At 70.0% G+C, this 25824-nt stretch carries 26 protein-coding genes; 18 read left to right on the top strand and 8 right to left on the bottom strand.

Features of this window, described 5'->3' with window-relative positions; genetic code table 11:
• The first annotated feature begins 34 nt into the window (after positions 1-34).
• Both OG494_RS36700 and OG494_RS36695 read left to right on the top strand, forming a co-directional pair.
• Positions 35-823, top strand: coding sequence for a hypothetical protein (locus OG494_RS36700; RefSeq protein WP_328446596.1), 789 nt, complete (start codon positions 35-37; stop codon positions 821-823).
• The gene (locus OG494_RS36695; RefSeq protein WP_328446594.1) at positions 820-1407 is read left to right on the top strand and encodes a class F sortase; all 588 of its coding nucleotides are present in this window, start codon (positions 820-822) and stop codon (positions 1405-1407) included. Before OG494_RS36700 ends, OG494_RS36695 begins: the two co-directional genes overlap by 4 nt.
• Here the strand turns inward: OG494_RS36695 and OG494_RS36690 are convergent.
• Complete coding sequence (locus OG494_RS36690; protein WP_328446592.1) at positions 1393-2433, bottom strand: patatin-like phospholipase family protein; 1041 nt, start codon at positions 2431-2433, stop codon at positions 1393-1395. The two genes, OG494_RS36695 and OG494_RS36690, sit on opposite strands and share 15 nt — an antisense overlap.
• 13 nt (positions 2434-2446) lie before the next feature.
• On the bottom strand, positions 2447-3190 hold the full coding sequence (locus tag OG494_RS36685; protein WP_328446590.1) for a FadR/GntR family transcriptional regulator: 744 nt from the start codon (positions 3188-3190) through the stop codon (positions 2447-2449).
• A gap of 66 nt (positions 3191-3256) precedes the next feature.
• Between OG494_RS36685 and OG494_RS36680 the strand changes: the two genes are divergently transcribed.
• The 10 genes from OG494_RS36680 (at position 3257) to OG494_RS36635 (ending at position 13025) form a co-directional block, all read left to right on the top strand.
• Positions 3257-4747: an ABC transporter substrate-binding protein gene (locus tag OG494_RS36680; protein ID WP_328446589.1), complete on the top strand. Its 1491-nt coding sequence runs from the start codon at positions 3257-3259 to the stop codon at positions 4745-4747.
• The gene (locus OG494_RS36675) at positions 4744-5688 is read left to right on the top strand and encodes an ABC transporter permease (RefSeq protein WP_328446588.1); all 945 of its coding nucleotides are present in this window, start codon (positions 4744-4746) and stop codon (positions 5686-5688) included. The genes OG494_RS36680 and OG494_RS36675 overlap by 4 nt, the downstream gene beginning before the upstream one ends.
• Positions 5688-6494, top strand: coding sequence for an ABC transporter permease (locus tag OG494_RS36670; RefSeq protein ID WP_328446586.1), 807 nt, complete (start codon positions 5688-5690; stop codon positions 6492-6494). Before OG494_RS36675 ends, OG494_RS36670 begins: the two co-directional genes overlap by 1 nt.
• Complete coding sequence (locus OG494_RS36665; RefSeq protein WP_328446585.1) at positions 6491-7222, top strand: ABC transporter ATP-binding protein; 732 nt, start codon at positions 6491-6493, stop codon at positions 7220-7222. Before OG494_RS36670 ends, OG494_RS36665 begins: the two co-directional genes overlap by 4 nt.
• Positions 7219-7989 carry an ABC transporter ATP-binding protein gene (locus tag OG494_RS36660; RefSeq protein ID WP_328446583.1) on the top strand — a complete coding sequence of 257 codons (771 nt, stop codon included), beginning with the start codon at positions 7219-7221 and terminating at the stop codon, positions 7987-7989. Before OG494_RS36665 ends, OG494_RS36660 begins: the two co-directional genes overlap by 4 nt.
• A complete protein-coding gene (locus tag OG494_RS36655; protein ID WP_328446581.1) occupies positions 7982-9394 on the top strand; it encodes an aldehyde dehydrogenase family protein in 1413 nt (470 codons plus the stop codon). Before OG494_RS36660 ends, OG494_RS36655 begins: the two co-directional genes overlap by 8 nt.
• Positions 9391-10149: an SDR family NAD(P)-dependent oxidoreductase gene (locus tag OG494_RS36650; RefSeq protein ID WP_328446579.1), complete on the top strand. Its 759-nt coding sequence runs from the start codon at positions 9391-9393 to the stop codon at positions 10147-10149. Before OG494_RS36655 ends, OG494_RS36650 begins: the two co-directional genes overlap by 4 nt.
• A 10-nt stretch (positions 10150-10159) precedes the next feature.
• On the top strand, positions 10160-11545 hold the full coding sequence (locus OG494_RS36645; RefSeq protein WP_328446577.1) for an amidase: 1386 nt from the start codon (positions 10160-10162) through the stop codon (positions 11543-11545).
• Between the two features lie 87 nt (positions 11546-11632).
• Complete coding sequence (locus OG494_RS36640; RefSeq protein ID WP_328446575.1) at positions 11633-12145, top strand: RNA polymerase sigma factor; 513 nt, start codon at positions 11633-11635, stop codon at positions 12143-12145.
• A complete protein-coding gene (locus tag OG494_RS36635) occupies positions 12138-13025 on the top strand; it encodes a CU044_5270 family protein (protein ID WP_328446573.1) in 888 nt (295 codons plus the stop codon). Before OG494_RS36640 ends, OG494_RS36635 begins: the two co-directional genes overlap by 8 nt.
• Positions 13026-13068: 43 nt before the next feature.
• On the opposite strand, the gene OG494_RS36630 is transcribed toward OG494_RS36635, so the two are convergent.
• Genes OG494_RS36630 through OG494_RS36615 form a run of 4 tightly spaced genes read right to left on the bottom strand, consistent with a single transcriptional unit; the run spans position 13069 to position 16808 of the window.
• Positions 13069-13734 (bottom strand): DUF4276 family protein, encoded by a 666-nt coding sequence (locus tag OG494_RS36630; RefSeq protein WP_328446571.1) that lies wholly within the window; start codon positions 13732-13734, stop codon positions 13069-13071.
• Positions 13731-14852, bottom strand: coding sequence for an AAA family ATPase (locus OG494_RS36625; protein ID WP_328446569.1), 1122 nt, complete (start codon positions 14850-14852; stop codon positions 13731-13733). Before OG494_RS36625 ends, OG494_RS36630 begins: the two co-directional genes overlap by 4 nt.
• Positions 14853-14886: 34 nt before the next feature.
• Entirely contained in the window at positions 14887-15741 is an 855-nt protein-coding gene (locus OG494_RS36620) for an HpcH/HpaI aldolase/citrate lyase family protein (RefSeq protein WP_328446567.1), read from the bottom strand.
• Positions 15738-16808, bottom strand: coding sequence for an HpcH/HpaI aldolase/citrate lyase family protein (locus OG494_RS36615; protein WP_328446565.1), 1071 nt, complete (start codon positions 16806-16808; stop codon positions 15738-15740). The genes OG494_RS36620 and OG494_RS36615 overlap by 4 nt, the downstream gene beginning before the upstream one ends.
• Positions 16809-17250: 442 nt before the next feature.
• Between OG494_RS36615 and OG494_RS36610 the strand changes: the two genes are divergently transcribed.
• The 3 genes from OG494_RS36610 to OG494_RS36600 are packed head-to-tail and all read left to right on the top strand — an operon-like array spanning position 17251 to position 19532.
• Complete coding sequence (locus OG494_RS36610) at positions 17251-17904, top strand: hypothetical protein (RefSeq protein WP_328446563.1); 654 nt, start codon at positions 17251-17253, stop codon at positions 17902-17904.
• Between the two features lie 33 nt (positions 17905-17937).
• Positions 17938-18588: an NAD(P)H-binding protein gene (locus tag OG494_RS36605; protein ID WP_328446561.1), complete on the top strand. Its 651-nt coding sequence runs from the start codon at positions 17938-17940 to the stop codon at positions 18586-18588.
• On the top strand, positions 18585-19532 hold the full coding sequence (locus tag OG494_RS36600; RefSeq protein ID WP_328446560.1) for a ribose-phosphate diphosphokinase: 948 nt from the start codon (positions 18585-18587) through the stop codon (positions 19530-19532). The genes OG494_RS36605 and OG494_RS36600 overlap by 4 nt, the downstream gene beginning before the upstream one ends.
• Here OG494_RS36600 and OG494_RS36595 read toward each other — a convergent pair.
• The gene (locus OG494_RS36595) at positions 19529-20827 is read right to left on the bottom strand and encodes a D-arabinono-1,4-lactone oxidase (RefSeq protein WP_328446559.1); all 1299 of its coding nucleotides are present in this window, start codon (positions 20825-20827) and stop codon (positions 19529-19531) included. The genes OG494_RS36600 and OG494_RS36595 overlap by 4 nt on opposite strands.
• Positions 20828-20912: 85 nt before the next feature.
• Here OG494_RS36595 and OG494_RS36590 point away from each other — a divergent pair, with 85 nt between their 5' ends.
• Entirely contained in the window at positions 20913-22097 is a 1185-nt protein-coding gene (locus tag OG494_RS36590) for an amino acid deaminase/aldolase (RefSeq protein WP_328446558.1), read from the top strand.
• A gap of 157 nt (positions 22098-22254) precedes the next feature.
• On the opposite strand, the gene OG494_RS36585 is transcribed toward OG494_RS36590, so the two are convergent.
• On the bottom strand, positions 22255-22899 hold the full coding sequence (locus OG494_RS36585; protein WP_328446557.1) for a TetR/AcrR family transcriptional regulator: 645 nt from the start codon (positions 22897-22899) through the stop codon (positions 22255-22257).
• A gap of 130 nt (positions 22900-23029) precedes the next feature.
• Here OG494_RS36585 and OG494_RS36580 point away from each other — a divergent pair, with 130 nt between their 5' ends.
• Positions 23030-24355, top strand: coding sequence for a GH1 family beta-glucosidase (locus OG494_RS36580; RefSeq protein ID WP_328446556.1), 1326 nt, complete (start codon positions 23030-23032; stop codon positions 24353-24355).
• Positions 24345-25613: an MFS transporter gene (locus OG494_RS36575; protein ID WP_328446555.1), complete on the top strand. Its 1269-nt coding sequence runs from the start codon at positions 24345-24347 to the stop codon at positions 25611-25613. The genes OG494_RS36580 and OG494_RS36575 overlap by 11 nt, the downstream gene beginning before the upstream one ends.
• Positions 25614-25824 lie beyond the last annotated feature (211 nt).

Genomic DNA, 25824 nt, shown 5'->3' with positions numbered 1-25824 from the left:
GGCATCGCAGTTCAATGCCGTTGGGAGTCTGACCGTGGGTAGAACGCTGCACCGGGTCGCGGGGATCGTTTCCGCGGGCGCGCTGATCACTTTCGCCGCCGCACCGGCGGCATTCGCGGAGACCGGGACGACGACCGCGCCGTCGACCACGGAGACGACCACCTCCACCTCCGAGACGACCACGACGACGGTCCCGAGCACCTCGGAGACCACGACGGCCCCGACCACCCCGGTGACGACCACCGGGACGACCTCGGCCGACCCGACCACCGACGTCACGAAGACCACCACCCCGGAGACCACGACCACGACGGCCGAGCCGCCGTCGGACGGCTACCAGGACAACACCGGCCACGGCTTCGTCGGCGTCGGCGGCGAGGGAGTCCTGGTCATCAACTGCGCCTCGGGCGCGCCCGGCAACGTGGCGACCCAGTACCTCGACGTCACCGGCGGTCCGGACCAGGACGAGTCCGACGGCCGGACCTGGAACTACTCCGTGCGCGTCAACAACCTGCCTCCGGGCACCACCACCGGCAAGTTCAGCTGGACCTGCAACGGCGTCGACGGCGAAGGTGTCGTCGACTTCGAACAGGCGCCGCCGCCGGAGACCAGCACCACGATCCCGCCGACCAGCGGCACCACGACCAGCGCGCCGGCCACGACCAGCGCGCCGTCGAGCACCGCGCCGACCACGACGTCGAGCGTGCCGAGCGCGTCGACCACCACCACAACCAGCACTTCCGGCAACGCCGCCCCGAAGGCCCAGGTCAAGGTCGCGCCCCAGGGCGGGATCGAAACGGGCTTCGGCGGCACGGCCAGGTGACCGTCCGCCGGGCGGGCGCGGCGGTCGCCGCGTTCGCCCTCGCCCTGACGCTGGTCGGCTGCAGCTCCGCCGAGACGCCGAAGGCCGCCGCGCCGGTGCCGTCGTCGGTCCCGGTGACCGCGCCGTTCAAGGGCCTGCGGCCGACGTCGGTGAAGATCCCCAAGATCGGCGCCGAGTCCAGCCTGCTCGCGGTCGCGCTCAAGACCGACGGCTCGATCTCCGTCCCGTCGGTGCACACGCCGATGCAAGCGGCTTGGTACAAGCTCTCGCCGGTACCCGGTGACGTCGGCCCGGCGATCGTGCTCGGCCACGTCGACGGCGACAAGCAGCCCGGCATCTTCTACAAGCTCAAGGACCTCGTGCCCGGCGACGAGGTGGACGTCGACCGCAGCGACGGCAAGAAGCTGAAGTTCGTCGTGGACCACGTCACGCAGGTCCCGAAGGACACGTTCCCGCGCGACGCGGTGTACGGCAACAGCGCCAAGCCGGAACTGCGGCTGATCACGTGCGGTGGGGTGTTCGACCACGCCGCCCACAGCTATAAGGACAACATCGTCGTCTACGCGAACCTAGCCAACGCCTGAGCCCGGGTACGGGAACGTCTTCGGCGCGACCGCGGCCCGGTCGACCCACTTGCGCATGCCCGCGTCGCAGGCGGCGTAACCCCAGTTGATCAGCTGGTCCTGCAGTCGTTCCGAGGTGTGGGTCAGCCGGGTGCTCGTCACGGCCAGCGCGTGGGTCTGCGCGACCGGCGCGGGCAGCGCGTCCGGCAGCTCGAAGTGCTCGATGTCGCTGTAGGTCGCCCAGTACGTCCCGGCGTACGTCTTGTCCTGGTAGGACTTCAGCAGCGTGCCGGTGCGCAGCTCGCGGACCTGGTTGTCCATCACGGTCAGCACGCGCAGCAGCTGCATCGGCCAGTTCCGCTTCGGGTTGTCCTCGTGCTTCATCTTCTTGCCGGCGTCGCTGACCAGGACGACCGCGCGCTGGTTCTCGATCGGGTCCAGGCCGAGGTTGTCGTACACGCCCGCGTCGCTGAGCACGATCTTGCGGTCGGGCCGGTTCGGGTCGGGGATCACCACCGGCGAGAGCAGCGGCGGGAACGCGGACGACGCGGCGACGGCGGTGGCCAGCGGGATCTGCCCGTGCGGGCCGTCCTGGCGGAAGAACCACCACAGCGAGCCGTCCTGCAGGCTGGTCGCGGTGAACACGAAGTGCGGCCCGGCCGGGTCGAGCTGGTCGAGGCGGAAGTCGCCGAAGAGGTGCTTCGCGTAGACGCGCGCGAGTTCCTCGCCCGCGCTGCGCCACGGGATGAACATCGCCTTCAGCGTCACCGGGACGTCGAGGTTCGTCCGCGCCAGTTTCCGGATCGGTTCCACGACGAACTTGCCGAAGTTGTCCGCGATGCCGTCGTCCCCGAACGACAGTTTGTGCCACGCGTGGGCCAGGACGCCGGCCGCGATCGACCCGCCGGACACGCTGGAGACGGTGGTCAGTTTCGGCAGCCAGCCGAGTTCGTTGAGGCGCCAGAGCGCGCCGGTGTGGAAGAGCATCGCGCGGTAACCGCCGCCGGACAGGGCCAGGCCGACGCCGGAACGCTCCGTGGAATCCACCCGGCCGAGTGTATTACCGCAGCAAGGGCGTCAGCAGCGGGCGTTGCCCGGCGGGGACGTATTCGGCGTAGTTGTCGTACAACGCCTGTTTGGCCAGATGGGCCGCGCCGGCGCCGTCGGCCGCGCGGACCGCGTCGAGCACTTCGGCGTGGTGCGCGAGCCAGGTGCGCATCAACGACGCCCGGTTGCTGGCGTGCTCCAGCTTGTCTTCGATCAGTTCCAGCACCACTCCGCGCACGACTTCTTCGCTGACCACCAGCAACGGGTTCCGCGAGATCCGCGCGATGACCTCGTGGAACGCGACGTCCGCGCGGCTGAACTCGGCGTACCCGCGTGAAACGCCTTCGCGCATCGCTTCGAGGGCTTCGGCCAGGCCGGTCAGATCGTCGTCGGTGCGCAGCTCCGCGGCCAGCAGGTGGGCCGAGCCGTCGAGGATCATCCGGAACTGCAACAGGTCCGCGAGCCCGACGTGGTCGGCGCGGGCGAGCCGGTGCATCGAGCGGTGCAACGCGACCGGGGACGCGGCCAGCACCTCGGGCCCCCGCGGATCGCCGGGGCGCGAACGGATCATCTCGGCGGCCTGCAGCACGCGCAGAGCTTCGCGGATCGTCGAGCGGCCGACTCCGAACTGGATCATCAGCTCGCGCTCGCTGGGCAGCCGTTCACCCGGCTTGAGCTCGCCGCTGATCACGGCCTGCTCGATCTGTTCGACGACCCGCTCGTACGCGCGGACCGGAGCCACCGGTTCGAACCGCATCCCTTGACCTCGACGTCCGTCGCGTGCAGGCTACTGGTCAGACCAGTGTACCTACCTGGAGGCCAGATGAAAGCCCGGATTCCCGCGCTGGCAGCGGCGCTGCTGCTCGTGGTGTCGGGCTGCTCGGCCGGCTCGTCGGCGAGCGTTTCCGCAGGTCCGGACACGCTTTCCGTGGGTTTCACAGCGGAGCCCGCGAACTTCGACTTCACCAAGACCGACGGTGCCGCGATCCCGCAGGCGTTGCTGTACAACGTCTACGAAGGCCTGGTGAAGCTCGACTCGCAGGGTCGCGTGGTGCCTTTGCTCGCGAAGTCGTGGACCATCAGCCCGGACCGCAAGACCTACGACTTCCAGCTGCGGCCGGGCGTCGAGTTCAGCAACGGCGCGCCGTTCACCGCCGAGGACGTCAAGTTCTCGCTGCTGCGCGTGAAGACCGACTGGACGATCTCGATCAAGTCCACAATGGACGTCGTCGACCACGTCGACGTCGTGGCGCCGGACCACGCGCGGGTCGTGCTCTCGAAGCCGTCGAACGGCTGGTTGTTCAGCCTCGCGAGCCGGCTGGGCGCGATGTTCAGCCCCACCGGCGTCGCGGATCTGGCGAACAAACCGATCGGCACCGGGCGGTACGTCGTGGCCGCCCGCAAGCGCGGCGACTCCGTCGTGCTCAAGGCGAATCCCGGGTACTGGGGCCGGGAGCCGGCGTACAAGACGGTCGTCCTGAAGTACATCAAGGACCCGACCGCGCTGAACAACGCCCTGTACAGCAACGGGATCGACGTCATCTCGGCGATCACCGCGCCCGACTCGATCCCGCAGTTCCAGGCGGACGACCGGTTCCGGGTCGTGCAGGGCACGTCGAACAGCGAGGTCACGCTGGCGTTCAACAACAAGCGCGCGCCGCTGACCGACCCGCGGGTGCGCCAGGCGCTGACGTACGCGATCGACCGGAAGGCGCTGCTCGACACGGCGTGGGCCGGGCGCGGGACGTTGATCGGCAGCATGGTCCCGCCGACCGACCCCTGGTACGAGGACTTGTCGAACATCTACCCGTTCGATCCGGCGAAGGCGAAGGCGCTGCTGAGCGAGGCCGGCGCGACGAACCTGAACCTGCGGCTGCGGATCCCGAACCTGCCCTACGCCGTCTCGGCCGCGCAGGTCGTGCAGTCGCAGCTGGCCGACGTCGGCGTCCGGACGACGATCGAGCCGCTCGACTTCCCGGCCGTCTGGCTGAAGCAGGTCTTCACCGACCACGACTACGACCTGTCGATCATCCAGCACGTCGAGGCGCGCGACATCACGACGTTCGGCAAGCCGACGTACTACTGGGGCTACGACAACAAGCGGGTCCAGCAGCTGCTCGCCGAAGCCGACAGCGGGACGCCGGAGCAGCAGGTCGCGGACATGAAGCAGGTGGCCAAGCAGCTGAATACGGATGCGGCCGCGGACTGGCTCTTCCTGTTCCCCAACGTCATCGTCGCGAAGGCCAAGGTCGGCGGGTTCGCGGCGAACCAGGTCAGCGAGTCGTTCGACCTGACCGGATTGGCGCCGCGATGACCGCCAAGGTGCTGCGCCGGGTGGCGATCTTCGTGGTCAGCGTGCTGGTCGCGTCGATCGTGGTGTTCCTCTTCATGGCCGTGCTGCCGGGTGATCCGGCGCAGGTCGCGCTCGGTGTCAACGCGACGCCGGAGCTGCTCGCCAAGACCCGCGCCGAGTTCGGCATCGACCGGCCGCTGGTCACGCAGTACTTCGACTGGATCGGTGGTGTGTTGCACGGCGACTTCGGCCGCTCGTACGTCACCCGCGACACCATCGGCCCGCAGCTGCTCGACCGCCTCGGCGTCACGCTCTGGCTGGTCGGCGCCGGGACGCTGGTGGCGCTGGTGATCGCCATCCCCGCGGGCACGTTCGCCGCGGTCAAGCACCGGAAGGCGTCCGGTGCGGGCGTTTCCGGGCTGTCGCAGATCGGCGTCGCGATCCCCGCGTTCCTCGCCGGGATCATCCTGGTGCAGATCTTCGCGGTGCAGCTGCGCTGGCTGCCGTCCGGCGGGTGGACGCCGCCGGACCAGGACGCGGGCGAGTTCCTCCGCGGGCTCGTTCTTCCCGCGCTGTCCCTCGGTCTGGTGCAGGGCGCGGTGCTCACGCGGTATGTGCGCACGGCCGTGCTGGACACGCTCGGCCAGGACTACCTGCGCACCGCGCGGTCCAAGGGCTTGCGTCCCGGACAGGCGCTGGTGCGGCACGGCCTGCGCAACGCGTCCGTCCCGGTCGTCACTGTGCTCGGCTTGCAGCTCGCGACGCTGCTGATCGGTGCGGTCGTCGTCGAGCGCGTGTTCGTGCTGCCGGGGCTGGGCTCGATGCTGCTGGACGCGGTCGCGTCGCGAGATCTGCTGACCGTGCAGGGGATCGTGCTGGTGTTGGTGGTGGGCGTGCTGCTGGTGAACTTCGTCGTCGACGTCCTCTACACCGTGCTCGACCCGCGATTGCGAGGTTCGTGATGCGCAATCTCGTGATCGGCGGGGTACTGGTCGGCCTGGTTGTCCTGGCCGCGGTGCTGTCGTTCTTCTGGACGCCGTTCGACCCGGTGAAGGTCGACGCGGCCCACCGGCTGCTCGGCTCCGGAGGCGCTCACTGGTTCGGTACCGACAAGTTCGGGCGTGACCTGCTCAGCCAGCTCATGGTCGGCGCGCGGACCACGCTGTACGTCGGCGTGGTCGCGGTCGGCATCGCCGCCGTGATCGGGACGCCGCTCGGGATCCTCGCCGGGATGTCGCCGAGGTGGCTCGGCGAGTTCGTGATGCGCGTCAACGACCTGGTGCTCGCGTTTCCCGCGCTGCTGCTGGCGATCATGTTCGGCGCGGTGTTCGGCGCGGACACGCTGACCGCGATGGTCGCGATCGGCATCGCCACGATCCCGTCGTTCGCGCGGATCGCCCGCTCCGGGACGCTGCAGGTGATGAGCACGGAGTTCGTGCTCGCCGCCCGCGCCGGCGGCCGGTCGCGGCTCACCATCGCCGTGCGGCACGTGCTGCCGAACATCTCCGGGCTGCTGATCGTGCAGGCGTCGGTGTCGTTCGCGATCGCCGTGCTCGCCGAGGCGGCCCTGTCGTTCCTCGGGTTCGGCACCCGGCCGCCGACCCCGTCGTGGGGCCGGATGCTGCAGGAATCCCAAGAGCTGCTGACGGTCCAGCCGCGGCTGGCGCTGGTGCCGGGCATCGCGATCGCCGTAGCCGTCCTCGGGTTCAACCTCCTCGGTGACGGCCTGCGCGACCGCCTCGACCCCCGATTGGCGGCCCGCGTATGACTCTCTCGGTAACGGGGTTGTCGGTGTCTTCGCTGGTCCGGGACGTCTCCTTCGAGATCGGCGCGGGGGAGCGCGTCGGCCTGATCGGCGAGTCCGGCTCCGGGAAGTCGTTGACGGCGCTGGCGATCACGGGCCTGCTGCCCGACGAGCTGCGCGCGGCCGGCTCGGTGCGGCTCGGTGACCGCGAGCTACTGGGAATGTCCGAAAAGGACCTTTCCCGGCTGCGCGGTGACGAGCTGGCGATGGTGTTCCAGGAGCCGATGACGGCGTTGAACCCGGCCATGCGCGTGGGTCGGCAGGTCACCGAGCCGGGCCGGATCCACGGCCGTCGCCGTCGTGCCGAGGAGCTCCTCGACGCTGTGGGGTTGCCGGGCACGGCCCGCGCGTACCCGCACCAGCTGTCCGGCGGCCAGCGGCAACGCGTCGTCCTCGCGATGGCGCTGGCCAACGAACCGTCCCTGCTGATCTGCGACGAGCCGACGACCGCCCTCGACGTCACCGTGCAGGCCCAGATCCTCGCGCTCATCAAGACGTCACTTTCACGTGAAAGTGCCCTTCTGTTCATCACGCACGACCTCGCGGTGGTGGCGTCGGTGTGCGAGCGCGTACTGGTGATGCTCGACGGCGAGATCGTCGAAGCGGGCTCGACGCGCGAAGTGCTGACGTCGCCGAAGCACGAGTACACGCGGAAGCTCCTGGACGCGTCGGATCTGGAGGCGCGCCGATGATCATCGAAGTCCGCGACCTGGAACGGCGCTACGCCCGACGAGACGTGCACGCGCTGCGCGGTGTCAGCTTCGACGTCGAGGCCGGCCAGCGGTTCGGCATCGTCGGCGAGTCCGGTTCCGGCAAGTCCACGCTGGTCCGGCTGCTGGCGGCGCTCGACAAGCCGACCGCCGGCACAGTGTCGTTCCAAGGTCGACGTATCGACAACCTGCCGGAACGGAAACTGGGGTTCCTGCGGTCGGAACTGCAGATCGTCTTCCAGGACCCGATGGGCTCGCTCGACCCGCGGATGCGTGTGCGGGACATCATTTCCGAGCCGCTCGGCCACCGCGATCCGGACCGGGTCGCGGAGTTGCTCGCCGCCGTCGGCCTGCCCGAGGACGCGGCGGGGCGGTACCCGCACCAGTTCTCCGGCGGCCAGCGGCAACGCATCTCGATCGCGCGTGCGCTCGCGCCGAACCCTCGTGTGCTCATCGCGGACGAGCCGGTCAGCGCTCTCGACGTCTCCGTGCGCGGCCAGATCCTCGACCTGCTCGGCTCGCTGGTCGACCAGTTCGCACTGACGCTGATCTTCGTGTCGCACGACCTCGGCGTCGTCCGGCACGTCTGCGACCGCGTCGCGGTGATGCGCCGCGGCGAGATCGTCGAACTCGGCGACGTCGAGCAGGTCTACGACGCGCCGCAGCACGAGTACACCCGGGAACTCCTGGCCGCCGCGCCGAACCTGCGCGCGGAACTGGCCCGGCTGAGCGGAGGCGAGGATGCCTGACTACCCGGACGGCCTGCCGATCGGCGCGGGCTGGATGTCCACTGTGGACACTTTGGAGGTGGTGTTCCCGTACGACGGGAGTGTCATCGGCACCGCGCCCATCGGCACGCCGGAGCTGGCTACGCGTGCTGTAGACGAGGCTGTCGCCGTCGCGCGCGAAGTGGCTTCGCTGCCTTCGCGGACTCGTCGCACCCTGCTGAACGACGTCGCTTCCGCGTTGCAGGAACGCCGCGAGGAGTTCGAGAACCTGCTGGTGCTGGAGACCGGCAAGCCGCTGGTGGACTGCCGCGTCGAGGTCGCCCGCACGATCGTCACGTGGGAGGCCGCGGCCGAGGAAGTGTCCCGGCTGCACGGCGAGACCGTGCCGCTGGATCTCCTGCCTTCCGGTGATGGGCTGGTCGGCTTCTGGAAACGCAAGCCGATCGGTGTGGTCGTCGGCATCGCGGGGTTCAACTACCCCCTGCTGCTCGCGTCGCACAAGATCGCCCCCGCGATCGCCGCCGGCTGCCCGGTGATCGTCAAACCCGCGCCGCAGACACCCCTGACGACGCTGTGGCTCGTGCACTTGATCAGGGAGATCGCGCCTGTTCCGGCGATGGTCCAGCTGATCACCGGCGACGCGTCCGTCGGCGCGGCGCTGACGACCGACCGCCGGATCGGCGCGGTCTCGTTCACCGGCTCGGCCGCGGTCGGCCACCGCATCGCCCGCGACGCGGCCCCGACAAAAACGCTGCTGGAGCTGGGTTCGAACGCGGCCCTCGTCGTCGCCGAAGACGCGGACCTCGACGCGGCCGCGGACGCCGTCCTGCGCGGCGGGTTCTACGCGTCCGGCCAGGCCTGCATCTCGGTGCAGCGCGTGCTGGTCGTCGCGTCGGTGGCGTCCGACTTCACCGAACGCGTGCTGGCGCGGCTCGACGAGGTCGTCGTCGGCGATCCCCGCGACGAGAAGACGCGGGTGTCCGCGCTGATCGACCCCGCGTCCACCGACCGCGTCGCCACGTGGATCGAGAAGTCCGGCGCTCGCCAGGTCGGCGGCGGTGTCGAAGGCACCGTGCTGCGCCCGACCGTCCTGCTCGACGTCCCGGACGGCGTCGAGGCCTGGGACGAGGAGATCTTCGGCCCGGTCGTCTGCCTGCGTACGGTGTCCGATGTGGACGAAGCCTTCGCCGCCGTCAACGCGTCCCGCTACGGCCTCCACGCCAGCGTCTACAGCCGGTCGCTGCGCACGGCGTTCCGCGCGCTCGACGAACTGGACGTCGGCGGCGTCGTCGTCAACGAGGTGCCCGGGTTCCGCTCGGACACCATGCCGTACGGCGGGGTGAAGGACTCCGGCATCGGCCGCGAGGGCCCGCGCTTCGCCGTCGAAGAGCTGACCGTGACGAGGATGGCGGTGCTGCGGCCATGAACTACGAGAACCTGTTCCGCTTGGACGGACGCCGTGCCGTTGTGCTCGGCGGTGGCAGCGGGATCGGCCGCGAAGCCGCCCGGGCCCTGGCCGCGCACGGCGCGTCAGTTGTGGTCGCGGACCGCGATGTCACAGCGGCCCGCGAAACCGGCGTCGGCGAGGCGTACGAGATCGACCTCCTCGAACCCGGCGCCGTCGACCGCGCGGCGAGTGACCTCGGGCCGCTCGACGTCGTCGTGCTGACCGCCGCGACGAATGTCCGCAAGCGCTTGCTCGACTACACCCGCGAAGAGTTCGACCGGGTCATCGCGCTCAACCTCGGCGTGACGTTCGAGGTCGTCCGCGCGTTCGGCGCCGACATGGTCGCGCGCGGGCGGGGGAGCATCATCGGCTTCTCGTCGATCCGCGGTACGACCGTCGAGCCCGGTCAGGGCCCTTATGCCGCCACAAAAGCCGGGCTCGTCCAGCTGTTCCGGACGGCCGCCGCGGAGTTCGGCCCGGCCGGCGTCCGGGTCAACGCGATCGCCCCCGGCGTCGTCGAGACGCCGTTGACCGCGCAGATCAAGGCGAATCCGGAGTGGTACGACGCGTACGCGCGGAAGGGCGCGCTGGGTCGCTGGGCACGTCCCGACGAGCTCGCCGGCGCCGTCGTCTACCTCGCTTCGGACGCTTCGACGTTCGTCACCGGCTCCGTGCTCGCGGTGGACGGTGGCTGGACCGCCGTCGACGGCCGCTTCGAACCGCCCGCTTCGTGAAGGAGGGCTCATGACCGAGCTGCCCGACCTGACCGCCGTCGAACTTGTCGCGCAGTACCGCGCGAAGACGCTTTCACCGGTCGAGGTGACCGAAGCGGTCCTGGCGCGCATCGAGGCGCGGGAACCCGAGTTGCACGCGTTGTACGCGTACGACCCTTCGGCCGCGCGTGATGACGCGAAGGGTGCCGAAGCGCGTTGGCACGCGGGCGAACCGCTGGGCCCGATCGACGGCGTCCCGCTGACGCTCAAGGAGAACATCGCGACCCGCGGCACCCCGGTCCCGCTGGGCACCGCGGCCACCGCCTTGGTCCCCGCGGCCGAAGACGCCCCGGCCGCGGCGCGGATCCGCGAGTCCGGCGGCGTCCTGCTGGCCAAGACGACCATGCCGGACTACGGGATGCTGACGTCCGGCCTGTCGAGCTTCCACACCACCGCGCGCAACCCGTGGCAGCCGTCGGCGTCGCCCGGCGGCTCGAGCGCCGGCGCCGGTGCGGCGGGCGCGGCGGGGTACGGCCCGCTGCACGTCGGCACCGACATCGGCGGCTCGATCCGGCTGCCCGCGGGCTGGTGCGGCCTGGTCGGGTTGAAGCCGAGCTTCGGCCGCGTGCCGGTCGACCCGCCGTTCCTCGGCCGCGTCGCCGGCCCGATGACCCGCACGGTCGCCGACACGGCGTTGCTGATGAGCGTGCTGTCCGCGCCCGATCCGCGCGACCACCTGAGCCTGCCGCCCGCCGACCTGCCGTGGTCTTCGCTCGACGGCTCGCTCGAAGGGCTGCGCGTCGGCCTGCAGCTCGACTCCGGGCCCGGCCTCCCGGTCGACCCGGCGACCCGTGACGCCGTCACCGCTGCGGCCCGCGCGTTCGAGGCCGCGGGCGCGGTCGTCGAGCCGGTCGGGCCGTTCCTCACCCGCGAGATGCTCAGTGGCCTGGACACGTTCTGGCGCACCCGCGCCTGGGCCGACCTGACGTCGCTGCCGCTCGACCGGCGCGCGAAGGTGCTGCCCTACATCGCGGAATGGGCCGCGGGCGGCGCGGACCTGTCCGGGGTGGACGTCTACCGCGGCTTCGCCCGGATCGACGCGATCAGCGTCGCGACCCTGCGCGCGACTTCGTCGTTCGACGTTGTGCTCTCGCCGACCTGCCCGGTCGCGGCCCCGCCGGCGGAGTGGGCGTCCCCGACGAACGACCCCGCGCGGCCGTTCGAGCACATCGGGTTCACCGTGCCCTACAACATGTCCGGCCAGCCCGCGGTGTCGCTGAACTGCGGTTACACCGACGACGGCCGGCCGATCGGCCTCCAGATCAGCGGCCGCCGCTTCGACGACATCGGCGTCCTGCGCGCCGCCGCGGCGTACGAAGCGATCCGCCCGCCGCAGCGGCCCTGGCCGGTCGGTTAAAGAACGAGGGAAGAAGATCCGGGCCCGCGGCGAAGTGGTGGTGAAACTGTCGCCGACGGGAAGGATCTCCATGACAGAGGCAGCCACATGACGGCGGCCCCGGTGCTCGGCACCGAGCTGTTCACCGAGGTGCACGACCGCCACTTCGCGGCCATCTACCGGTACGTCGCCGGCCGGCTCGGCGCCCAGGCGGCGGAGGACCTCGCCGCCGAGACGTTCCTCGTCGCCTTCGACCGGCGCAAGACGTTCGACGCCACCCGCGGCGAGCTGCGGGCCTGGCTGTTCGGCATCGCGACGAACCTCGTGTCGCGGCACCGCCGCAAGGAAGCCCGGCACTACCGCGCGCTCTCGCGGCTCGAAACGCCCCGGCCCGCCGAGGGCCACGAAAACCGCGTCGCGCTGAGCGGGCAACTGGCGAAAGCGTTGTCGCGACTGACCTCGGGGGAGCGTGACGTGCTGCTGCTCGTCGCTCTCGCCGACCTCGGTTACGCGGAAGTCGCCGAGGCCCTCGGCATTTCCCCCGGCACGGTCGGCTCCCGGCTCAGCCGCGCCCGCAAGAAGCTCACCCCTGTTCTCACCCCGGAGGCCCGTGATGAATGACCTGCAGACGCTGCGCGCGGCGCTGACCCCCGAAGAGCCCACCCAGGACGTCGCCGACCGCAGCCGGCACCGGCTGCAGAACCACATGCTCACCGGCCGGCGCAAGCGCACCGGCCGCGTGGCGGTCGGGGCCGGCCTCGTCGCCGTCGCGGCCGCGGCCGCCGTCGTGGTGGCGACCCTGCCCGGAACCCCGGCCCAGGCCCCGACGCCGGCCCCGCAGGCCGCGGCGCCGGTCGCCGTCACCGGCCAGGAAGTCCTGCTCGCGGCGGCCACAGTCGCCGCGAAGGCCCCGGCGAGCACCGGCACTTACTGGCACGTCAAGATCGCCGAGTCGGAGACCTACGAGTACTGGACCAAGGCCGACGGGCACGTGTGGTTCCGCGGCGCGAAGTCCGGTCACCGGGTTGTGCCGCTGGCGATGCCGACGCCCTTCAGGCTGGGTGGTGCCGAGGTGACCATGGACCGGATCCAGGCCCTCCCCGCCGAACCGGCGGCCCTGCGGGACTGGATCGCGAACCTGGTGGCCCACAGCGACATCCGGACCAGCGCCGGACCGCTGACCGCGGATCAGCGGAAGCAGGCGGTGCTCGAAGGCCTGGTCTCCCTCGTGTCCACGCTGCCGGCGCCCCCGGCGGTCCGGGCCGCGTCGTTCCGGGCGATCGCCGCGTACCCCGGGGTGCGCGCGGTCGGCGCGGTGCCGGGTGGGCAGGGCTTGCAGGTGCCGGGACCGGGAGGCAGCGCACTGCTCGTCGTCGACCCGGCGACCGGCCGCGTGAACCAGACCTCGATGTACGTGACCGCGGACGGCGCGGTGGCCCAGGCCGCCGAGGGCACCACCTTCGAGATCGGTTCCGGGTGGACGGACAACCTGCCGAACTGAACTCCTCCGGTGGCCGGGCCATGGGGTAGCCCGGCCACCGGCGTCAGCTGTCCAGGGCCGAGAGCCACCTGTCCAGGTGCGGGCACCGCGCACGAAGCGGCTCGATGCCCAGATCCGCGATCGCCAGCGGCCCGTCATTCGTCTTCGAAAAAGTCGCGCAGTAGGCAGCCAGCCGCTTGGACGGTGCGGTCGACGGATGGTCGTTGACCAACTCCGGCCCACCCGCGTCGATCACGTCGGCCTCCAGCCGCGCTACCAGGCCCGGATCGGGGAGCAGCCAGCCGAGCTGCTCGGCGGCTGCGAACACCCAGGTCTCGAGTTCGTGGAGGATCAGGTGCGGAACGAAGCGCCGGTCACCGACACACTCGGCAATGGCGTTCTCGACATGTTCGACTCGCTGGTAGGGATCAGCTGCGGGCAGTGAATCCATGCCGGGGGCGTCCTCCGGGAAGGCATAGAAGTCGAACAGCGTGGTGAGAACGTCCAGATCGCTGTTCCGCAGGAGAAGGCGGATCTCGCGTTCGATCTTGGCCCAGCTGCTCACACCTCCGCGGTGGAGCGATCCACTGGCCGACCGTTTCGTGACGACGATCGACTGGCTTACCGTCCAGCCACGACCTCGTAGGTACGGTTCGAGGACGTTCGTGACGACGATCTCTTCGCTCTGCCCCTCGACCAGGATGTGCAGGCGCCGATAGCCACTCGTCATGCCTGGGCGGATTCCTCGCGGCTGGGGCGTCCACCGAGGAGATTCTTCTCCCACAGCTCACCCAGGGAATATTCGTCGAGCCACACCTGCAGCGCCGCCAGATCCGGTCTGGTGAACTCGGAGGCACCCGCTTTCCGCTCCACGACGATCAGGTCTTCGACTTCGAACTGGTTCATGAGGGTCACGGACTGTGTGGCGATCAACACCTGGCTCTTCGCCGAGGCCTGCCGGAGGAGCCCGGCGAGCTGGACGATCGCGAATGGGTGCAGGCCCAGTTCGGGTTCGTCGAGGACGACCAAAGCCGGCAGCTCCGGCTGGAGCAGCAAAGTCGCGAGGCAAACGAACCGAAGTGTTCCGTCGGACATCTGGTTGCCGGAAAAGACCGCGTCCGAGTCCTGCTGCAGCCAGCGCAGCAGGATCCGGTCGTTGCTGTCGGGGACCAGGACGAAGTCGCGGAAGAACGGCGCGACGAGCTGGATCGACTTGACTATCCTGCGGTAACCCGCCTGATCGGCGCGATCCGTGCTTTCCTTCAGACGAAGCAGATAGGCCGCGAGGTTGCCGGCGTCTTTGCGCAAGGAGACATTGTCGGCAGTCGGCACCAAGCGCTTCACCGGTGCGTCGGCGCTGGTGTCGTGGAAATGGAAGACCTTGCAGCCCTTCAGCAGATCGATGACGTAGGACGCGATCCTGCCCGGCCTGCGCTCGGCCTCCTCCGTCAACCGTGTCTCCCGGTGTCCGGAGCCGAGGACGTCGGAATATGGCCGGTCGTAGCCTTCCGCCCAGAACGAGGTCTTTTCCTGCATGAAGATCAGTTCGTCGTTCGCCGCAGGCATCAGTGTGGCCTCGTACGAATTCGGATCGGCGTCCAGCTCGAGACGGATGTTGGCCGGCTCGCCGCCGATGTGGAGGAGGGCGGAGGCGCCGCCGTTCAGCCCGACGAACAAGCCCAGCTCTTTCTCGACGATCCGGCCGAGCAGCTCCAACGCCTGGACAAAATTGCTCTTCCCGGCACCGTTGGCTCCGACGAGGATGTTCAGCTGCCCGAGGTCGACGGTCGCCGACCGGATCGAGGTGAAGCCCTCGATCCGGATCGCTTTCAGCGGCTGCCTGGCCATGACCTCACTCTACGGGCGACCACCGACATTCGCGTCAGGCCTTGACCGCCTCGGCGAGCGCGAGCACCCGGCGCGCGTTGTCGACGTGCAGGTTCTCGATCATCCGGCCGTCCACGGTGACCACGCCGCTGCCGGCCTTCTCGAACGCCTCGATGATCCGCCGCGACCGGTCGATCTCCTCTTCGGACGGCGCGAAGACCCGGTTGCACGGCTCCACCTGGGACGGGTGGATGAGCGTCTTGCCGTCGAAGCCGTACTGCCGGCCCTGGACGCACTCCTCTTCGAACCCGGACAGGTCCTTCACGTCGTTGTAGACGCCGTCGAGGATCACCTTGCCGGTCGCGCGCGCGGCCAGCAGGCACAGTGAAAGCCCGCCCAGCAGCGGGCCGCGGCCCGGGACGAACTCCGCGTGCAGTTCCTTCGCCAGGTCGTTGGTGCCCATCACCAGCACGGTCAGCCGTTCGGACGCCGCCGCGATCTCCTCGGCGTGCAGCATCGCGACCGGCGTCTCGAGCATCGCCCAGATCTTCGTGTGGCCGGGCGCGCCGCCCAGCTCCAGCGCGCGCTCGATGTTGTGCACTTCGGACGCCGAGTTCACCTTCGGCACGACCACCGCGGCCGGCCCGGCGGCCGCGGCCGCGCGCAGGTCGGCGTCGTGCCACTCGGTGTCCAGGCCGTTGACGCGGATCGTCACCTCGCGATCGCCGTAGTCGCCCGAGGACGCGGCCGCGCAGACGCGTTCGCGCGCCGCTTCCTTCGCGTCCGGCGCGACGGCGTCCTCGAGGTCGAGGATCAGCGCGTCCGCCGGGATGGTCTTGGCCTTCTCCAGCGCGCGCTCGTTGGCGCCCGGCATGTAGAGGACGGAACGTCTCGGCTTCAGCTCGGTCATCCGAGGATCTCCTTGGTGGCGGCGTCGTACGCGCTCGCGAGTCCGGGGTCGTCCGCCGCGAGGGCGTCGGCCAGTTCGGCGACCACGCGGCACTGCTTCACCGACGCGTCGTCCTGCATCTTCCCGTCGATCATCACCGCGCCGGTGCCGTCGCCCATCTCCGCGATCACGCGCCGCGCCCAGGCCACATCGGACGGCGAAGGCGAGAACACCTTCTTCGCGATGTCGATCTGCACGGGGTGCAGGCTCCACGCGCCGACGCAGCCGAGCAGGAACGCGTTCCGGAACTGGTCCTCGCACGCGACGACGTCGCGGATGTCCCCGAACGGCCCGTAGTACGGCAGGATCCCGTGCATCGCGCACGCGTCGACCATCCGCGCGACCGTGTAGTGCCAGAGGTCCTGCTGGTACGTCGTCCGGCCTTCGGTCAGGTCGTCGCCGGTCGGGTCGGTGCGCACCAGGTAACCGGGGTGGCCGCCGCCGACGCGCGTGGTCTTCATCCGGCGGCTCGCGGCCAGGTCGGCCGGGCCGAGCGAGATGCCCTGCATCCGCGGGCTCGCGCCGGCGATCTCCTCCACATTGGCCACGCCGCTCGCCGTCTCGAGGATCGCGTGCACCAGCAACGGCTTCGTCAGGCCGGCGCGCGCCTCGAGCTGGGCCAGCAGCCGGTCGACGTAGTGGATGTCCTGCGCGCCCTCGACCTTCGGCACCATGATCACGTCGAGCTTGTCGCCGATCTCGGTGACGAGCGTCACCAGGTCGTCGAGCACCCACGGCGAGTCCAGGCTGTTGACCCGGGTCCACAGCTGCGTCTTGCCGAAGTCGTTCGCCTGGGCGATGGCGACGAGCCCGGCGCGCGCGGCCTCCTTGCGGTCGGCGCGCACGGCGTCCTCGAGGTTTCCCAGCAGGACGTCGACTTTCTTGGCGATGTCCGGCGCCTTCGCGGCCATCTTCTCGTTGCTCGGGTCGAAGAAGTGGATCATCCGGGACGGCGTCACCGGGATCTCCCGCACGGGGGCGGGCGCGCCCAGGGCGAGCGGGGCGAAGAAGTCCTTCGGGGAGCGCATCGGTCCTCCACGGCGACGACTGGCGGCAGCTAAGTGACTGGTCGGTAACTTTAGTCGCGGGCGCGCGTGCCCGCTGCGGCGTGGCTCACCGCCATGTGGGTGACGGCGGACAACCGCAGCTCAGCGACCTGCGTCCACTGTGGATTCTCCCCGGGTTGCGCCGAACGGGCTAGTCGGGTGAAGGTGATCCACCGGCCCGGATTCGCGCCCTGGGTAATCGTTCGCGGGCGGACCGTAGTGCCACTCACCTCGCGATCACTCGGTTGGCCGCACCGTTCGACCGAAGTCCCATGACCGCCTACCGACCGGTCATCGACCGCTGGCCGCCGCCGATCGCAGCCACTCGCGCTACCCGGCGACGCCGCGCCGCCGCGCTGTTAGACAAGTGAGGTGCCGGTTTTCCCCGGTCACGAAGCAGTGCAGGTTTGAAGGAGGCGGACTCGTGGCGGCTACACCTCAGAACACCGAGCGCTCGACGGTCGCCGGTGGCGCGAAGCGCAGCCGGTCGATGCCGAGCCGGGTGGTGCCGCCGATCGAGCTTCCCGCGACCGTCGACGAGCTCGCCCGCACCGCCGCCGCCCAGCTGGGCTGGAACGGCGTCGTCCTCCCCGAGATCACGATCCTGGGCCGCAAGGTCTGCGTGGTCGCCAAGCTTCGCACCGACGTGCACGCCGAACGCATCGCGATGGGTGCCGGCCCGGTGGCCGATCGGGCCACTGTCGACACCTGGACCTGGCCGGAGCTGGCCGGAACCGCCCCCGCCCCGGCCGCCGAGATCATCGGCGTCCTGGCCGTCGCGCGCCACTGGCGCACCGCGATGGCCTCCGCGGTTCCGTTCGCCCGCTACGGCGAGGCCGCGATGGTGCTCCCGTCGCCGGCCGTGCTGACCGAGGACTACGTCGGCAACTGCCTGCCGCGAGCCCGCGCGTACGGCCTCGCGATCGTCTCGGCCGACCCGAACGCGGTCGTCGACCTCGACCTCGAGGGCCGCACGGAGCGCGTCGTGCTGGCGGAGGACCCGGTTTCCCGGCTGGTGAACGAGATCGTCTACGACCACCTGCTCCGCACCGCCGAAGTGCCCGCCGAGCTCGACTGACGGTCTTGATCGATCCCTACTAGGGTCGGGGCCATGCGAGTCGTCATAGCTGGTGGACACGGTCAGATCGCGTTGCGGCTCGAGCGGTTGCTCGCCGCGCGCGGTGACGAAGGGGTCGGGATCATCCGGAATCCCGCCCACACGGCGGATCTCGAAGCCGCCGGTGCCCAAGCCGTCGTGCTCGACCTGGAAAACTCCGATGTGGACACCGTCGCCGAGGCGCTGAAGGGCGCCGACGCCGCGGTGTTCGCCGCGGGCGCCGGCCCGGGCAGCGGGGCCGCCCGCAAGGACACTGTGGACCGCGGCGCGGCGGCCCTCTTCGCCGACGCGGCCGTGCAGGCCGGCGTGCGGCGGCACATCCAGGTCGGCTCCATGGGGGCCGACAACCCGGAAAACCCCGACGTCACCGAGGACTTCCGCGTCTACCTGCGTGCCAAGCGCGCGGCCGAGGACGACCTCAAGGCCCGCGACCTCGACTGGACGATCCTCCGGCCCGGCGCCCTGACCGACGACCCCGGCACCGGCCAGGTCCTGCTGGCCGACAAGACCGGCCGGGGCCCGATCCCGCGTGACGACGTCGCCGCGACGCTCGTCGCGCTCCTCGACGCCCCGGCGACCGTGCGTCGTACCCTGGAACTGATTTCGGGCGAAACCGCGATCGACGAGGCGATTTCAGCACTGTGAACGAAGAATCCAGAGAAATCGCCGTCTTCAGCGGCAGCGCGCACCCCGAACTGGCCGAAGAGATCTGCGAGCAGCTCGGCGTGCCGCTGCGGCCCGTCGAGATCGAGCGCTTCGCGAACGACTGCCTCGGCGTCCAGCTGCAGGCGAACTGCCGCGAGCGGGACGTCTTCATCATCCAGCCGCTGGTGAAGCCGGTGCAGGAACACCTCGTCGAGCTGTTGCTGATGCTCGACGCGGCCCGCGGCGCCTCGGCGTCCCGGATCACCGCGGTGATGCCGCACTACTCGTACGCGCGCTCGGACAAGAAGGACGCGCCGCGCATCTCCATCGGCGGCCGCCTGGTCGCCGACCTGCTGGTGGCGGCCGGCGCGAACCGCGTGCTCGCGATGACCCTGCACTCGCCGCAGGTGCACGGCTTCTTCAGCGTCCCCGTCGACCACCTGCACGCGCTGCAGGAGCTGGCGAAGCATTTCCGGCAGTACGACCTCTCGCGCACCACCGTCGTCTCGCCCGACCTGGGCAACGCGAAGGAGGCGTCGCACTTCGCGCGGCTCCTCGGCGTCCAGGTCGCGGCCGGCGCGAAGGAACGGTTCCCCGACGACCGCGTCCAGATCACCTCGGTGATCGGCGAGATCACCGGCCGCGACGTGATCGTCCTCGACGACGAGATCGCCAAGGGCAGCACGGTCCTCGAATTGCTCGACCGGCTGGCCGAGCTGGAACCGCGCTCGATCCGCGTCGCCTGCACGCACGGCCTGTTCGCGGCGAAGGCCATCGAGCGCATCGGCGACCGGCCGGAAGTGCTGGAGATCGTCTGCACCAACACCGTCCCGGTCCCGGAAGAGGAACGCACCGAGAAGCTGAAGATCCTCTCGATCGCGCCGGCCATGGCCGAAGCGATCCGCCGGATCCACAACGGCGAATCGGTGTCCGCGCTCTTCTAGCCGACGGGGCCGAGCACCCGGTCCAGGTAGGTGTTGGTGAAGACGCCGCTCGGGTCGGTTTCCTTGCGCACCCGCAGGAAGTCGTCGAAGTGCGGGTAGCGCGAGCGGAGGACGCCGGCGTCGAGGTCGTGCATCTTGCCCCAGTGCGGGCGGCCGCCGACCGCGCCGGCGATCTTCTCGAACGCGCTGAAGTACTCGCGGTACGGCATGCCGGTGAACTGGTGGATCGCGATGTAGGCCGAGTCGCGGCCCTGCGCGGTCGAGAGCCAGATGTCGTCGGCGGCCGCGACGCGGACCTCGACCGGGAACATCACCGGGTCCCTCAGCTTCGGCACCAGGGCGCGCAGCTCGGCGAGGACGTCGAGCACTGATTCACGTGGAACCGCGTATTCGGTCTCGGTGAACCGGACGTTCCGGGCGGTGACGAAGACCCGGTGCGAGAGGTCGCTGTACTCGCGCGCGGAAAGCATGTTCGACGCGAAGCTGTTGAGCGGGCGGACGAGCCGCGGCATCAGGCGGCCCGTCCGGCACAGCCCGCCGAACGCGACGTTCTCCATGATCTGGTAGTCGACGAACTCGCGGACCTTGCTCAGCGGTTCCGCCGTCTCGCAGCGGTTGTTGCGCTTGACCAGTGCGTTCTTGCCGTAGGGGAACCAGTAGAACTCGAAGTGCTCGTTGTCGGCGGCGGAGTCGTGGAAGCCTTCGAGGACCTGCTCCAGCGGCTCCGGACGCTCCTGCGCGCGCAGCACGAACGACGGCTCGCACTGCAGGGTCACGGTGGTGATAACGCCGAGCGCGCCGAGCCCGACGCGGGCCGCGGCGAAGAGGTCCGGGCGCTCGCCGGCCGAGCAGGTGACGACCGAGCCGTCCGCCAGGACCAGTTCCAGGGCGACGATCTGGGTGGCGATGCCGCCGAGGCGGGCGCCGGTGCCGTGCGTGCCGGTGGAGATCGCGCCGGCGATGGTCTGCGCGTCGATGTCGCCGAGGTTGGTCATGGCCAGCCCGAGCGTGTCGAGCGCGGCGTTGAGCTGCTTGATCGTGGTGCCCGCGCGGACGGTGACGTGCCCGGTTTCGAGGTCGGCCCGCTCGATGCCGGTCCAGCCACGCAGGTCGAGCGCGTCGGAGTCGGCGACGGCGATCGCGGTGAACGAGTGGCCGCTGCCCCAGGCGCGCACGGTCCGGCCGGCCGCGGCGATCTTCGCGACGGTCGCCGCGATCTCGGCCACACTGCGCGGCTGGTGAACGTACTGCGGTGAGGCGGACGCCGTGCCCGCCCAGTTGGTCCACCGGGTCATGCGCGCCCCCTCCATCGGTCGAATGTCCGAGACAGTATGTGAACAGTATTCGCGTTTCAAGCTTTGTTGTCGTACTTTAGACCTCGTGACCAGTGCGACGGTGTACGACTTGGCGACCAAGGACCTCGATCCACCCTTGGCCGTCGTCGACTTGGCCGCGTTCGACGCGAACGCCGACGACCTCCACCGACGCGCGGGCGGCAAGCCGATCCGCGTCGTGAGCAAGTCGGTCCGCTGCCGGGCGCTGTTGGAACGGGTCCTCGCGATGCCGGGCTTCGAAGGCCTGATGTGCTACTCGCTGGCCGAAGCCATCTGGCACGTCGAGGAGGGCACGACCGACGACGTCGTCGTCGCGTACCCGACCGCGGACCACGACGCCCTCCGCCGCCTGGCCGCGTCCGACCGCGCTCGCGCGTCGATCACGATCATGGTCGACTCGCCCGAGCACCTGGACCTGGTGGACGCCGCCCTCGGCCACGGCCACCCGGAGATCCGGGTCTGCCTGGAGCTCGACGCGTCGTGGCGCCCGATCCCGGGCATCCACGTCGGCACCCGGCGGTCCCCGATCTTCACACCGAAGCAGGCCTCGACGTTCGCCCGCCAGGTCGTGGCCCGCCCGGGTTTCCGCCTGGTCGGCGTCATGGCGTACGAAGGCCAGATCGCGGGCCTCGGCGACGCGGCGGGTCGCCGTGTCAACCGGGTGGTGGTCGGGTGGATGCAACGCCGGTCGGCGGCCGAACTGGCCCGCCGCCGCGGCGCCGCGGTCCGCGCGGTCCGCGAGGTGACGGACCTGGAGTTCGTCAACGGCGGCGGCACGGGCAGCATCGAGTCGACAGGCGCGGACGCGGTGGTCACGGAGATCGCGGCCGGCTCGGGCCTGATCGGCCCGACGCTGTTCGACGCGTACACCCGCTTCAAGCCCCGCCCGGCGGCGCTGTTCGCGTTGCCGGTGGTCCGCCGCCCCACGCGCAAGATCGCCACGCTGTATTCCGGCGGCTACATCGCTTCCGGCCCGACGGGTCCTTCGCGCCAGCCTTCGCCGTATCTGCCGACGGGCCTGAAGTTCCTCGGTTTCGAAGGCGCGGGAGAGGTCCAGACCCCGGTGACCGGCCGAGCCGCCCGGACCCTGCAACTGGGCGACCGGGTGTGGCTGCGGCACGCGAAGGCGGGCGAACTGGCGGAGCGCTTCACGCACTACCACCTGGTGCTGGGTGACCGGGTGGAGCGCACGGTCCCGACGTACCGCGGTGAGCACCGGAACTTCGGCTGAGCGAGTGAGCGAGCGGGCGCGCCGGCCGGACGCAGCCCGCCCTTCCCCGGGGGAACCCCCACGTTCAGTCTACCGGTACACACCGACAGTCACGCCTCGAACAGGTGGTTGTCCACAGCCACGGACAGCTGTGGACAACTTCTGGGGACAACTGCGCCTACTTCTCCCCGAACCGGGCCGCGAGGTACCCCTTGACCACGTACTTCGCCTCCGCCACGAACTTCTCGTCGCCGCTCGGCTCCTTGCGGAACGCCAGCTTCAGGAGCGCGTCCGCGACCTCGTTGGCGATCGTGATCGCGAAGCGGAGGTCCTCCACCGGGCGGTCCACCTGCGACGCCAGGAGATCCGTCAGCGAATCCACGATCACGGCGTTGTTGTCGCGGGTCTCGTCGAGCAGCTGGCGGTCGATGATGTCGCCGAAGTGGACCTTCGAAAAGCCCGGTACCGAGCGGTGCATCTCCAGGTAGATGTCGAGGATCGAGTCGACGACGTCCCACCAGTGTTCCGGGCCCAGCTGTTTGAGGCGCTCGTTGACCGCGCCGACGAACCGTTCGAGGTTCCGGGCGGTCAGCGCTTGGACGACGGCGCGCTTGTCGGGGAAGAACTGGTACAGCGAACCGACGGCGACCCCTGCCCGTTTGGCTATCAGGGTGGTCGTCAGGGCGTCGTAACCGAGCTCGTCGATCAGCGCCGCGCTCGCGTCGAGCATCTGCTCGACCCGTTTCGCGCTGCGTTGCTGGACCGGCTGCCGGCGTAGGGGGGTCGCTTCTGCCGGCACCTTCGCGGCCTGGATGTCGGACACGGCACTCCTCCTCGTCTGATCTGGGACTTTATCGCGCCGACGGGCTTCCCCCCGGACGAGTGAAGACCTAGTATATGAGAACTTTTCATGTTCACCCGTACGGGTGGCCTGACGAAGGGGTCAGCAGCCGGTGCAGAACCCGAACTTCCCGCCAGACTTCCTTTGGGGTGTTTCGACCTCGGCGTTCCAGATCGAAGGCGCCACCACCGAAGGCGGGCGCGGTCCGTCCATCTGGGACACGTTCACCGCGACGGAAGGCAAGATCGCGCGCGGTGAAGAGGCAAACGTAGCCGCCGACCACTACCACCGCTACCCCGAAGACATCGCGCTGATGGCGGAACTCGGCGTCGGCGCCTACCGGATGTCCATCGCCTGGCCCCGGATCCAGCCCGACGGGAAAGGCGCGCCCAACGCCGAAGGGCTCGGGTTCTACGACAAGCTCATCGACGCCGTGTGCGAGGCCGGCATCGCGCCCGCCGTCACGCTTTACCACTGGGACACCCCGCAAGCCGTCGAAGACGAGGGCGGCTGGCTCGCCCGCGGTACCGCTGAGCGCTTCGCGGAGTACGCCCACATCCTCGGGGAACGTTTCGCCGATCGGGTGAAGCTGTGGATCCCGTTGAACGAGCCGATGGTGATGTCGATCTTCGGCTACGCGATCGGCGAGTACGCACCCGGAAAAACCCTCCTGCTCGACGCCATCCCGACCGCCCACCACCAGAACCTCGCGCACGGTCTCGCCGTCCAGGCGCTGCGCGCGGCCGGTGCCACGAACATCGGCACGGCCAACAACCACTCGCCGATCTGGCCGGTCGCCGACAGTGTGGAGGACGACGCGGCCGCGGTGTGGCTCGACGCGCTGCTCAACCGGCTCTTCGCGGATCCCGTCCTGCTCGGCACCTACCCCGAAGAGCTTCACGAGCACCTGCCCGCGGGGTTCGCCGACGACCTGCCGGTCATCGCGCAGCCGCTCGACTTCTACGGCGTCAACTACTACGAACCCCAAGGCGTCGCGAAACCGAGCCCCGGCAACCCGCTGCCGTTCGACCTCCGCCCGATCGAGGGCTACCCGATGACGACCAACGACTCGCCGATCGTCCCGCACGCGCTGCGGGAGCTGCTGCTGGACTTCCACCGGCGCTACCGTGACCGCCTGCCGCCGATCCAGATCACCGAGAACGGCTGCAGCTTCGCCGACGTCGTCGCCGAGGACGGCGGCGTGCACGACCCCGAGCGGATCGACTTCCTGCACAGTCACCTCGTCGCGGTGCGCGAGGCGATGGACGCCGGGGTCGACGTCCGGGGGTACTTCTGCTGGTCTCTGATGGACAATTTCGAGTGGTCCAAGGGTTACGCGCCGCGCTTCGGCCTGGTGCACGTCGACTACGAGACCCTCCGGCGCACGCCGAAGGACTCGTTCCACTGGTACCGGAAGCTGGTGCGGGATGAGCAGTGAGACGACCGAGGCCACGGGCCTGCCCGAAGCGCTCGCCGAACCCGTCGTGCGGGTGCGGCCCGGCTGGATGAGCCTGCTGTTCTTCGCGAACATCGCGCTCTGGCTGGGGATCTACGCGCCCATCCAGGTGCTGCTGCCGCAGCAGGCCGAGCTGCTGGACCAGGTCAACAAGGAGTTCGTGCTCGGCATCGTGATGGGTGCCGGGGCGATCGTGGCCCTGATCGTCAACCCGGCGGTCGGGCTGCTGTCGGACCGGACGTGCTCGCGCTTCGGCCGCCGCCACCCGTGGACGGTCGTCGGTGCGGTCGTCGCCGCGGTGGGCCTGCTGGTGCTGGGGTTCGCGCCGGACGTCGCGCTGCTGATCGCCGGCTGGTGCCTGGTGCAGGCGGGGCTCAACGGCATGCTCGCCACCCTGATGTCCGCCATCGCCGACCGGGTGCCGGTCGGGCAGCGCGCGCAGGTCGGCGGGCTGGTCGGCATCGCGCAGATGCTCGGCACGGTGCTGGGCGCGGTGGTGGTCGTCGTGATGCTCGGCATCGCCGGGATCCCGCTGGCCTACGCGGTCTGCGCGGGGATCGTCCTGGTCGGGGCCGCGTTCTTCGTGCTCCGGACGCCGGACGCGCGGCTGCCGGTCGAGCACCGCCCGTCGTCGGCGGCCGGTGAGGTGCTGCGCAACCTCTGGGTCTCGCCGCGGCGGCATCCGGACTTCGCGTGGGCCTGGTCGTGCCACTTCATGATCAACCTCGGCAACGCGTTCGGCACGCTCTACTTGCTGTTCTTCCTCAAGGACGCGGTGCACTACCCGGACCCCGACACGGGCCTGTTGATCATGATGGGGCTCTACGGCGTCGCCCTCGTGATCGGCGCGGTGCTCGCCGGGCACTTCTCCGACAAGTCCGGACGGCGTAAGCCATACGTCCTTGCGGCCTCCGGCGTGATGGCGCTGGCCGCTTTGCTGCTGGTGATCTGGCAGAGCTGGCCGGTCGCGCTCGCCGCTTCGCCGCTGCTGGGCGTCGGTTTCGGCGCGTACATGGCCGTCGCGCTGGCGATGCTGACGCAGGTGCTGCCGACGGCGCAGGACCGCGCGAAGGACCTGGGCGTCATCAACATCGCGAACTCGCTGCCGCAGGTGGTCGCCCCGCTGCTGACGCCGTTGGTGCTCGCGTACCTCGGCGGTTACTCGGGACTCTTCGCCGCGTCGGCCGTCGCGACGCTGCTGGCCGCGGTGCTGGTCCTGCGGGTGAAGGCGGTCCGGTAGGGACCGGACGCAGACGTGGAACCGCGGGCCGGTGCCGGTCGGGGGAGGGGAGTGCAACGGCACCGGCCCGCGGAATTCGGGGCCGCACGTAAGGGGCGGGGCGCGCGGCGAACCAGGTACCGGTCACGCTGCGCTTGATGATCAATCTAGCGGGCGATTACCGCCCGGGCTAGGTCTAACGCGTATTTTTTTCGATTAATCGCGATAGGGA

The sequence above is a fragment of the Amycolatopsis sp. NBC_00438 genome, from assembly GCF_036026695.1.
Classification (GTDB): domain Bacteria; phylum Actinomycetota; class Actinomycetes; order Mycobacteriales; family Pseudonocardiaceae; genus Amycolatopsis.
Note: the sequence above shows the minus strand (reverse complement) of the source record. Positions and strands in the feature narration are given on the sequence as shown.